This is a genomic window from Parafrankia elaeagni, from assembly GCF_000374165.1.
Lineage (GTDB): Bacteria > Actinomycetota > Actinomycetes > Frankiales > Frankiaceae > Parafrankia > Parafrankia elaeagni.
The window spans coordinates 39166-50152 of sequence record NZ_KB893744.1; the positions used below are offsets into that span (position 1 = coordinate 39166).

Sequence of the window (10987 nt, forward strand, 5' to 3'; positions counted from 1 at the left end):
TTCCTGCTTGCGTTTCGATGGCCGACACTCTGCCGCGCCTATCGCACAGATGGCGGCATCTGCGAGATGTGGGTGAACGGCTGGCTCACCGGGTGCAACAGCCACGCCCCGGTCAAGCGTCGGGATCTACGCGCGGTGATGTGGCCGCCGAACGAGGTGTCTCCCTTTCATCGTGCCGCGCTGGCGATGCGCATCCCACCGCGGGAGAGCGAGGTGCAGGCTGTTCTCGACGGTGCGCCCCGCCGAATCACGATGCGAAACCTCACCGTCTCCTCACTCCTCGTCCTCAGCGGGCTGATCGTCCTCGTAGGCGCAGCTGCCGGGTCGCAGTGACCATCCGGAGCCGACAGTGGATATGAACGACGTCCTCGCGGCGATGGGCAGACCGGGCGTGGTGGCAACACTGTCGGAGCCAAGCGAGCAGGCCGCTATCGCGGAGATGGCAGCAAAGCTGGCCACAACCAAACCGCTGTATCTCTACCGCCAGGATCCCAGCCTGGTGCGGGTCCGGCCCTGGGTGCGGACGAGCCCGATGAACGTGCTGCGCGAGCTCGGCGTCGCGACCACCTTCTACCCCGACGGGCCCTTCTCCGACATGGCGCGGCACTGGGCGCAGGTCCGCTACTGCGGCGCCCTCACCACCCGTACCCGTGGGGTCAGCACGCTCCCGCAGCTGGCGATCGGCGACACCAGCCGCGTGGTGCACCACCACAAGACCGCGCAGTCCGAGCACCTGGGCATCGGGTTCGCGATGGTCGTCGCCCGGGCGGTGCTGAACAGCCGCCACCCCGGATTCCGGTTCCAGGCGATGGACGCGGAGGTAGCGCTGGCCGACGGGTCCACCCTGGGTCACTCAGTGCGCTCCGCCGGCTCCAGTCTCGGCAGACCCGACTACATCCTGCTCGGCACCCAACTGCGAGCAGGTCGCTTTCACACCAAGATCTACCTGCTCGAATGCAAAGGCACGCATGGCGAAATGTCGAGGATCAGGGCGCAGCTCGCAAAGGCGAGCGTGCAGCTGTCAACCCTTCGGATCGACGGTCGCACACCCCCCGGACTCATGGTCGCCACGAAGCTGGACACGGCCGGAATATCCTGTCACGTCTTCGATCCTCCGGGCGACGAGAACCTCCTCTCCGGAGCGGCAGGTGAATTCGACGACATCGTGACGGAGGATCCGGAACCGTTTCCGTTCCCCCGGCGCCACCCCACCTATCTGGATGCCGACATCCACCGGTCCGGCGGGCAGCTCACCGATGAGGAGATCGCACGCAGACGAGCCGAAGCCGGTTGGCGTTCCGAGGAGCTGCTCCGGCCGATCCGGGGTGCGGCCGACATCCTGGAGGTCCCGGCAGAGCGCCGACGGTGGTTACTGCAGATGCTCGCACGGAGTTCCGCCTTCACGTCTCTGCTGTACGCCGGCGACAGAGCCGGCGCGGACACCTACTTTCCGGCCTGGCTGCGGCCTGAACCGCCGGCATCGGGTCAGCTGCCGTTCGACGATGATGTCTCACCCCCGCCGGATTTCACCAGCATCCGGTCCTCCTTCCAGCTTGGGCCCGACCTTGAGTTCTTCGGCATCAGCCACCGCATGCCCCTTCCCGACGGCAGGGTTCTCGTCGTCCGGCGCGGAGTCGAGCAGCAGCTGTACGGCCTGCTCAGCGATCACCGGCTGGCCCGTTCCTTTCGGCGTGCGCGGGATGTCGTGGGCCGCTGGCGCGCACGCAGCGGACGGCAGAACCTGCCGGCCGATGTCGGCGCCGACGGCACGGGCATCCTCATGGAGGTTCTCGACCGATGAAGATCCTCCCGGAGCCGCACCGAAGGGAGATGTTGAGGTTCGGCGAACCTGTGCTTATCGCTTAGCCTGGATGCACCGTCGCTTATGGCTGACCGTTGGGGTTCCTGAACGCGGAAGTGCCCTCTGAGCTGGGAGGATGAGAGTTCTCTACGCTTCCGTCCGCCAGATCGAGAGCGCACTTCGCAGGTGCGATTGTTGCCTGCGGCGTCCAGGACGCACGCGCGGTTCGACGACCCTGACCTGTGATCGTCTGCGCGGGGCTGGTCCCGGTGGTGCGCCTGGCGGAGCAGGCCGGCCTGTCCGAGCTCCTCGACGAGAATCTGCGGCCGGTGGACCCGAACGGTAACGGGGCGGTCGAGGAACTGTTCGCGGGGGTCGGGCCCCGTCCACACTCGGGAGCTTCCTGCGGACGTTGGACTGGGGAAACGTCCGCCAGCTCGACAAGGCCAACCGGCTGTCTCCCACCGCCCTGACCGAGCGGGCACCGCTGCTGCCGGGAGCGGAGACGGTGGCGTTCCTCGGTGTCGATTCCAGCCAGCGTCGGGTGTTCGGCCCGGCCAAGCAGGACGCCGCGTTCGGCCACACGAAGATCACGGAGAAGTCGTTGCTGGTCCGGGGCCTCAACGCGCTGGTCACCACCCTGTCGACCCTCCAGGCCGCACCGGTGATCGCGGGCACCCGGCTACGCGGCGGGAACGCCGGGTCCGCCCGGGGCGCGACGTCGTTCGTCGCCGAGGCCATCACCACCGCTCGCCACGCCGGCGCCACCGGCACCCTGATCGTCCGCGCCGACTCCGCCTACTGCTCCGGGACGTTCGTGGCGGCCTGCCACCGCGCCGGAGCCCGGTTCTCCGTCACCTGGCGGAGCCACGGACCCGGCCGAGCGTGACTCTTGTGCGGTCGCACCTTCAAGATCCGCCTGTGGCGGATCACCGCAGTCTCGGCGCCAACGCTTCACGCCAGTGGTCACGCTCCGCGACCAGGATTCGAGCCCAGGATTTTGGTTGCTGACACAATGGCTTCGCCTTGGCATCACATCGGCCAGATATTGATCTTCGTCGGGTCTTAGCCCTCACGAACGACCAGGTCAGGATGGGTGGGGCGGGTGGGGCTCGCACCCACGACCGACGGATTATGAGTGCCGCCCCAGCCGTCCTGTTCCGCGCCACCGGATGCCGGGTCGTGCCGTCCAGGCCGGTCAGCGGCTTCCGTCGTCTCGTACCGTGCCACTCCGTCCGTCGTGTGCCGCCCAGTTCGGCATCACACCGTCACCACCGGAACGGCGACGAGGCCCCACCATCCCTCACTCTCTGTCATTTGACATGTCAGAGGCTGTCGCCGAGGGGTGTGGCCGTGAGGCGGAGAATCTCGTCGGCGAAGCGGGGGGCGCCCGCTCGTCCGAGGACGGCGGAGAGGTCCTGCTGGGTGAGGGGCGGCCGCCGGGTGTGGGTGGCCTGTTCCTGGATGACACGCAGCATGGTGGGTGGACTGAAGTCCAGCTGGTCGAGCAGGAAGTCGTCCGGGTGGATCGCCCGCAGGCCGAGCGGGCCGAGCGCCGACATGGGGAAGTCGACGAGGTTCGCGGTGACGATGGCGTGCGCGCCGCCTCGGATGGCGGTCGCGACGACGTGGCGGTCGTCGGAGTCGGGCAGCGTGATCCCGGCCTCGAGGCCTTCCCAGCCTTCGACGAGGGCATCGTCGAAGGCTGCCCGCATGTGGGCGAAGCGCTTCGCGACGTCGACACCCGGATGGATCTCCTCGGTGGCCTGCCGGGCCTCGGTGAGAATGCGCTCGGACCACAGCAGCCGGTAGAGACCCTTCTCCGCGGCGCGCAGAAGCGTGTCGGCGAGCGAGATCGGCACGAGGACACAGGCGTCCAGCACGACCGTGTACGGGGGCATCAGGTCGCCGTCGTGCCAGCGGATCGCCGCCTGGCCGCCTTGAGGGCGGCCTTGTAGTCCTCGGGCCTGGCGTCGTAGAGTCCCGCCTCGCTGGCGTCCTCGGTCATCCGGTCCAGTGCGGCACGACGTTCGGCGCGGCGCCGCTCCTGGTAGGCCAGCAGGTCGGTGAACAGGACACGGCGGTGACGGCCGGGCTGGTCGAAGGGGATCTGACCCTCCTCAAGGAGCCGGACGAGGGTCGGGCGACTGATCCCGAGGAAGTCGGCCGCCTCCTGAGTGGTAAGCCGCCGGGTGTGCGGCACCAGCGTGATGATCTTTCCCTGGCGCATCGAGTTCACGACCTCGACCAGCAGCCGGTAGACCTCCTCCGGCAGCGGTACCTGCTCACCGTCCGGGCCGAGCAGCAGCGCGGGCTCGGCGTGGAGGTCCAGGAAACGGGCCAGGTCGAGCAGCGCGCCCAGGTCATGCGGCGGGAACGCCACACCCGCCTGTGTCGTCATCGCGTCCTTCACGCCCGCCAGCATAACCCAAATCGAAAAAATCGAAAATGATCGCCGCTGGGGGTGGGCGGCAGTCGGGTGGCCCTGCGAGGTGAGCTTGGCGGATCTCAAGGCCTACTTCGCCGTCCACGCTCCCCGCCAAACGGGGAAGACGACCGCACCCCGGGCCCGGCATCGTGTTCCCAGTCCGCGATCCCGTGCATCACGGCGTCATCGACTACCAGCCCACCAGCGCCCGGACCCGGAGGAATCCCCCGGTCGTGCTGGTGCCCGGTAACGGATCTGCTCCCAGGCCCCAGGCTCCTGACGACCAAGATCATAAGCGGCGGCTACATCCAGTAACAGCGTTGACTATCTTGAGTGTGGGTGTGCTGCGCATCGGGATCGTCGCGGTTCGCGGCAGGCTGGGCGGCTATGGGTACGGGGGCACTGACGCCCCTGTCGCCACCGGCGTTCCGGTCTACTTCTGCGACCCGGTGCGCCACATTGTATCCCCGGCTGAGCCGGGAGGAACTGGAGGAGTGTTCCAGGGCCTGATGGCTTACCTTGATCCGAAAGGTGATAAGGGACAGTAGCATGCCAGAAAATCGGCGGCCTGAGTCCAGGCGGACGGATCGACGCGCCGGGGGGCCCGCGTGATATGGCGAAATCTGGGTTGACTGAACCCAAATCTCCAGGGATGGAAACAGAACATCCGCCGGAAAGCTGCCTGAAACCGGCGCCGTATCTCTGCAATGGCATTGTGGGTCTGTCGTTGCATCCCCCGGGATTCGGCCGATACCCAGCGAGGGTATTAGAGGAGATGAGTTGGGCGCCTAAGTCATGCTGTTACGTACGATGCGGACGAACGTGGCTCTCCGCAGTAGACCCAATGCCACTTCCGCTAAGTCGATCAAGCTGCTAGCTGGGGTTTCGCGGGGTCGGCGAGCCTGATCGTGGGCGGGGTGTGGTGGCGGAGGCCGTGCTGGCCGGGTTTCTTGACCGGGTACTGGTTGTGGCGCGCCCGGCGGACGGCGCGGGGGTAGGTGCGTTCGCGGCGGGTGTTGAGCCGGGTCGGTCGGGTGATGTCGGTGGCGATCTCGCCCTGGGTGCGTGCCCGCTGGTCAGGGGGAAAAAGCCGGGTCGGTGACGACCCGGTCCCGGATGATCCTCACAGCGCGCTTGAACTTGATCCTGTCGGGGTCGATCCCGGCGGCGGTCGCGGCCTGGCAGGTCAGCGCACTGATCGCGTGGTGGGTGAGCAGGTAGCCGTAGATCTCCTGGTAGACGATGTCGGGGTGCTTCGAGCGCAGGACCTTCCCCGGGCCGCGTAGGTAGGTCTTGAGCTGCCTGTTGCCGATCTCGTGTTCCCATCTGTGCCGGTAGGCCCCGGCCAGGGCGGTCGCGGTCGCGTGGGTCGAGGATCGTGGTGAGCAGGGCGATGATCTCGTGTTTCCCGTCGCCGTCCCGGTCGGGCACGTCGTACTCGACGAGACGGGCGTAGCGGGCTTTCGCCGGGTCGAGTACCTCACCGGCCCGGGCCGCGGCGACGAGTGCGTCCCGCGCCTTCCCGGTGATCTTCGGGTTGACCAGGACCGTCAGGTACGAGCCGTCGGACAACGCGCGCAGCGGCGGTAGCCGCAGGCTGGCCTTGACCCGCCACAGCAGTGCCGCGCCGGTGCCCGCGGCCGTGCACCAGTCCGTCCAGGAGCAGAAGTTGCGGTCCGCGAGCAGAAGCCAGCGTTCGGCCAGCCGTGGGTACAGGGTGCGGGCCAGAGCCTGCTCGCTGGCGGGTTTCGCGCCGCCGGCCGGGCCGAGCGCGGCCAGCACCGGCGCGTGCGAGGCGCACTCGGACACGGTGACCGCGCGGACCTTCGGTAGCGCCCCGGGCGCGCCGTCGCGGCCCGCGGGCAGGCCGAACGCGGCGATGTTCTCCGCCGAGGCGGGCGCGTCCCACTCCAGTCCGTCGATACTCATCAGCCGCCACGGGCCGAGGAACGCCCCGACCGTGTCGAGGTCCGCGACCGGCGCCGCGACCTGCGAGAACAGTTCCGCCAGCGGCGCTGAACCGAGCCGCTGGCGGGCTTTCGTCAGCCCGCCCGAGGTCGGTTCCCACCGCGGCCCGACAACGTCGAGATCGTCAAGCGTGGCGGCGAGCCGCCGCGCGACCGCCTCGTAGTCGTCGTCCGCGAACAACGCCAGCGCCATCACGAAGTAGACCGCGACCCGCGGCGGGATCGTCGTGTCGCTGCGCCGGGCACCCGTCCCGGTCGCATCGATCGCCTCATCAACCGCATCCCGCGAGACGAACGACGTCAGGACCCCCAGCGAGATCCAGTCCGTCAGCTGGCTACCCGTGTCCGTCACAGCCCACGATCATGCCGTCAACCAGGCAGATCCACCCGAACCGACACACCACAACCGGTCAAGATCCAACTAGTGGAAGTGGCATTGGGGCTGGTCCCGGTGCTGCGCCTGGCGGAGCAGGCCGGTCTCCCCGAGCTCCTCGACGAGCATCTGCGGCCGGTGGACCCGAACCGTGTCAACGCCACGGTGAAGATCGGGTGCCTGGTCGCGGGCATGGTCGCCGGGGCCGACAGCATCGAGGACATGGAACTGCTCCGCAACGGGGCGGTCGAGGAACTGTTCGCCGGGGTCCGGGCCCCGTCCACGCTCGGGAGCTTCCTGCGGGCGTTGGACTGGGGGAACGTCCGCCAACTCGACAAGGTCAACCGGCTGTTCCTCACCGCCCTGGCCCAGCGGGCACCGCTGCTGCCGGGGGCGGAGACGGTGGCGTTCCTCGATGTCGATTCCAGCCAGCGTCGGGTGTTCGGCCCCGCCAAGCAGGGCGCCGCGTTCGGCCACACGAAGATCGCGGGAAAGTCGTTGCTGGTCCGGGGCCTGAACGCGCTGGTCGCCACCCTGTCGACCCCGCAGGCCGCACCTGTGATCGCGGGCACCCGGCTCCGCGGCGGGCACCCGGCTCCGCGGCGGGAACGCCGGGTCCGCCCGGGGCGCGGCGTCGTTCGTCGCCGAGGCCATCACCGCCGCCCGGCACGCCGGCGCCACCGGCACCCTGATCGTCCGCGCCGACTCCGCCTACTACTCCGGGACGTTCGTGGCGGCCTGCCGCCGCGCCGGAGCCCGGTTCTCCGTCACCACCCCCGTCGACACGAAGATCCGCCGCACCGTCGACGGGATCCCGCCCGACGCCTGGACCCCGATCCGCTACCCCCGCGCCGTCTGGGACGAGACCCACCGGGCCTGGGTCTCCGACGCCGAGATCGCCGAGATCGCCTACACCGCTTTCGAATCCGGCCGCCACCACACCCACGGCCGCCTGCTCGTGCGCCGGGTCCGCGACCAGAACACCACCGCCGGCCAGGCAGAGCTTTTCCCCACCTGGCGCTATCACACCGTGTTCACCGACAGCCCGTTCGGGCTCGCCCAGGCCGAAGCCCAGCACCGCGACCACGCCCAGATCGAACAGGTCCTCGCCGACCTCGCCGCCGGCCCGCTGGCGCACCTGCCCTCCGGGGTGTTCACCGCGAACGCCGCCTGGCTCACCCTCGCCGCCACCGCACACAACCTGCTACACGCTGCCGGGACCCTGGCCTCGACGTTCCACGCCCGCGCCCGCGGCGCCACCCTGCGCACCCACCTGGTCAACATCCCCGCCCGGCTCGCGCGCCACGGCCGCGGACACATCACCCTGCACCTGCCCACCCACTGGCACGCGCAGCACCCCTGGCACGGCCTGTTCACCACGGCCGGCCACCCCCCACCCGGCCCAGCCACCACGACACGAGCCGGCTGACCCAGCCCGCCCCGCACCACCACGCACCCGGTCAGGACCTCACCTTCGAACTCCCGACAGCCACCACCGGACACACCGCCGAACCCGTCAGCGGCAGCACAACCACACCCACCGACAACTACAATCCGTTATCGGACATTACGGGCACCCACGAGAAGGCCGCCGCATTCTTCGGTGCATCCAGGCTCAGACCGGTACGGCTTCGGCGAGAACGCGATCACGAATACGCAGTTTGAGTCCGCCTTCGGTCGCGACCCGGGTGAACACGCCCAGCAGATCCTCCACCGCCAACGCGAAGGCGGCCATATCGAAGTACCCATGGCCGGGCTCGACGTCGATCAGCAGGTCCAGATCGCTGGACACCGTAGCCTCACGGCGGGCCACAGAACCGAAGACGCGCACATTGCGGACACCGAAGCGATGACCCAGAGTGATGATCTCCTCGCGGTGCAGGCGCACGTCGTCAAGCGTCACCGGGGCCCGTTCGGCCACCCTCCGTTCTGACGACACCACCAAACCTCCGACCGCTACGGACATCTGGTGGGGCGGGTGGGGCTCGAACCCACGACCGACGGATTCTAAGTGATCATTAATCACTCTCCACCACTGTCCCTCGATACAGGCTACCACTAGGGGAACTTGCTCCCAAGCACGAGCAGTTGACCATCACCGTCTACCAAGTTTTTTCATGATTTCCGTGGGGTTTCCGTGGGGCTCAAGGTATCGTCAGAGACACCGGCGAAGCGCCCAGAACGGACGGCGGTGACCTCGTGGCCAGGCCCTCACTGAACCTCGGGACCTACGGCAACCTGTACACAGCGAAGTACGGCGACGGCTACCGCGCACGCGCCCGGTACCGCGACTTCGACGGGCGCACGCGGCTCGTCGAACGCCACGCCAAGACCAAGGGCGCCGCGGAGCAAGCGCTACGCAAGGCCCTACGGGACCGCGCCCGTGTCGACGTCGGCACCGGCGCCATCACCGCCGAAGCGAAGGTCGCCGTTCTCGCCGAAGCCTGGTACGAGTCCGTCCAGCGCCAGGACCGCTCCCCCAACACCACCGCCGCCTACCGAACACGACTCGACAAGTCCGTGATCCCTGGCCTCGGCGAGTTGCGCATCCGAGAACTGACGGTCGGTGTCGTCGACCGCTTCCTGTCCATCATCGCCGAGAAGCACGGACCGGCCGCCGCCAAGCAGACCCGCGCTGTCCTCTCCGGCATGTGCGGTCTCGCGGCCCGTCACGACGCCCTCGACCGCAACGTCGTACGCGACGCCGGACCGATCGCCGAGGCCACTCCCAAGGAACAGCCGCGGGCCCTCACCCTCGACCAGCTCCGAGAGCTGCGTGTCGCACTCCGGAACGACCCGAAGGCCGTCGGGCGCGATATTCCAGAGTTCGTCGACCTGCTCATGAGCACCGGCGTCCGCATCGGCGAAGCCGCCGGTCTGACGTGGAGTGCCGTGAACCTCGACGAGGGGTGGATAGAGATCCGCTCGACCGTCGTACGGATCAAGGGCCAAGGGCTGTTCAACAAGCCGAAGCCCAAGACCAAGGCCGGCCACCGCCGCCTGCAACTCCCATCCTGGATGATCCGGACCCTGAAGCAGCGCTTCGACAACCAGCCGGACGACGTGACGGTCTTCCCCGCTCAGCTCGGCGGACTACGCGACCCGTCGAACACTCAGGCCGATCTGCGCGACGCCTTCAAGGCCGTCGGCATGGAGTGGGCGACCTCCCACATCGTCGGCCGCAAGTCCGTCGCCTCAGCGATGGACAGCGCCGGACTGACCGCCCGTGCCGCCGCCGACCAACTCGGCCACCGCCAAGTCAGCCTCACCCAAGACCGCTACTTCGGTCGTAAAATTGCCGACACCGGAGCGGCAGCGCTACTTGAAGCGTTGGACGCTTGATTATCAAGTGCCGATAGCCGCACCGATTGCACTTTCCGCTACGCTTGCGCCGATTGCCGACGCTATCCCAAGCGCCCAACTACCCGCGCGCGCCAAATACGACAACGATGCCGCTCCTTCTCCCTCAGATGCAGCATTTTCTGCTCGGGCAATTTGGGCAAGCGACTCGAAATGTTCCGGATCTGCGGCCTGCTGCGCCATGGCAGATTTCAGGATGGCCAAGTCCTCTTTCAGCGAAAGCAGATCAATTTCGCTGGACTTCTGACTCCAGAGCTGAGAAAAATTTATATCATGAGCGTGAGAGTTGGGCCCAACTGCGCCCGCCTGACCGATCGTATAGTTGTCACCCATGAAGACCTCCTCGCGAATATTTCCATCGAATTTTTCGACATTCTGAATCAAAGATTGAATTTGACTGTTTATAATTCTTGTCGTACCGACCAGAGATTGCCCGTCCTGCTCATTAAGAACCGTAAGCTCGAAGACCTCTAGAAACTTCAGGAGAACGGTGAGCTTGTTGGGTTCTTCGTTCGCCACCCGAACTCACTCTCCGTCTCGCTCAGCCCGAATGCGAAAGGAGCCTTCAGGTTCCGGGGAATTTTCCCCACGGCCACCTCCGCTACTAGATGCCGCGTCGGCCGCCCTGCGGATTGCAATAGCCATCTCGGAGTCCGATTTAGAACCCGTTCTCCTAAAACGAGTTTCGAGGGCAGAGGCGAAGTTGTTGACGATTTTTACCCATTCCGGATTCCTTGGCGAAGAGACATCAACAGCGATTCGGCCAAGCTTGATCGATTCGTCCAAATCGGATGCAAGACCTGTCCGCTCGAATCGCGTCTGCAAAACTGCGCCAAGATTGGACAGCATCGCGGCCCGGTCAGGATGCTCGACCGGGACAACAGCGACAGCCTCACGGGCAACAGCAACCGCCTGACCCAAATCGGCCAGATCTCCACTCAGTTNAAAACGACGCTGCAACGCAGAAGCATAATTAGCCAGCATCGCAGGACGCGCCTGATGATCTTCCGGAACAATAGCGACGGTCTCACGGGCAACGGCAACCGCTTCATGTAGAT

The 10987-nt window shown here is 67.0% G+C and carries 9 protein-coding genes and 1 pseudogene; 5 read left to right on the top strand and 5 right to left on the bottom strand.

Features of this window, described 5'->3' with window-relative positions; genetic code table 11:
- Positions 1-72 precede the first annotated feature (72 nt).
- The 3 genes from B207_RS0122350 (at position 73) to B207_RS34970 (ending at position 2690) form a co-directional block, all read left to right on the top strand.
- Positions 73-333, top strand: a complete 261-nt coding sequence (locus tag B207_RS0122350) for a hypothetical protein (RefSeq protein WP_154675542.1) — start codon at positions 73-75, stop codon at positions 331-333.
- A 16-nt stretch (positions 334-349) separates the two neighbouring features.
- Complete coding sequence (locus B207_RS0122355) at positions 350-1801, top strand: hypothetical protein (RefSeq protein WP_154675543.1); 1452 nt, start codon at positions 350-352, stop codon at positions 1799-1801.
- 412 nt (positions 1802-2213) lie between these two features.
- A complete protein-coding gene (locus B207_RS34970) occupies positions 2214-2690 on the top strand; it encodes a transposase (RefSeq protein WP_018638835.1) in 477 nt (158 codons plus the stop codon).
- Positions 2691-3126: 436 nt separating this feature from the next.
- Here the strand turns inward: B207_RS34970 and B207_RS0122365 are convergent, their stop codons facing one another.
- From B207_RS0122365 to B207_RS34975, 3 genes are all read right to left on the bottom strand, one after another.
- Complete coding sequence (locus tag B207_RS0122365; protein WP_018638836.1) at positions 3127-3702, bottom strand: PIN domain-containing protein; 576 nt, start codon at positions 3700-3702, stop codon at positions 3127-3129.
- A complete protein-coding gene (locus tag B207_RS0122370) occupies positions 3702-4202 on the bottom strand; it encodes a helix-turn-helix domain-containing protein (protein WP_035741773.1) in 501 nt (166 codons plus the stop codon). Before B207_RS0122370 ends, B207_RS0122365 begins: the two co-directional genes overlap by 1 nt.
- Before the next feature lie 900 nt (positions 4203-5102).
- Positions 5103-6548: a transposase domain-containing protein gene (locus tag B207_RS34975; RefSeq protein ID WP_230205169.1), complete on the bottom strand. Its 1446-nt coding sequence runs from the start codon at positions 6546-6548 to the stop codon at positions 5103-5105.
- A 63-nt stretch (positions 6549-6611) separates the two neighbouring features.
- Between B207_RS34975 and B207_RS37140 the strand changes: the two are divergent.
- Positions 6612-7998, top strand: a pseudogene (locus B207_RS37140) (IS1380 family transposase).
- Between the two features lie 186 nt (positions 7999-8184).
- Here the strand turns inward: B207_RS37140 and B207_RS0122385 are convergent.
- Positions 8185-8472: a nucleotidyltransferase family protein gene (locus tag B207_RS0122385; RefSeq protein ID WP_026311327.1), complete on the bottom strand. Its 288-nt coding sequence runs from the start codon at positions 8470-8472 to the stop codon at positions 8185-8187.
- A gap of 296 nt (positions 8473-8768) precedes the next feature.
- Between B207_RS0122385 and B207_RS0122390 the strand changes: the two genes are divergently transcribed.
- On the top strand, positions 8769-9911 hold the full coding sequence (locus tag B207_RS0122390) for a site-specific integrase (RefSeq protein WP_018638841.1): 1143 nt from the start codon (positions 8769-8771) through the stop codon (positions 9909-9911).
- 3 nt (positions 9912-9914) lie between these two features.
- Here the strand turns inward: B207_RS0122390 and B207_RS40030 are convergent, their stop codons facing one another.
- Positions 9915-10448, bottom strand: coding sequence for a hypothetical protein (locus tag B207_RS40030; RefSeq protein WP_154675545.1), 534 nt, complete (start codon positions 10446-10448; stop codon positions 9915-9917).
- Between the last annotated feature and the right edge of the window lie 539 nt (positions 10449-10987).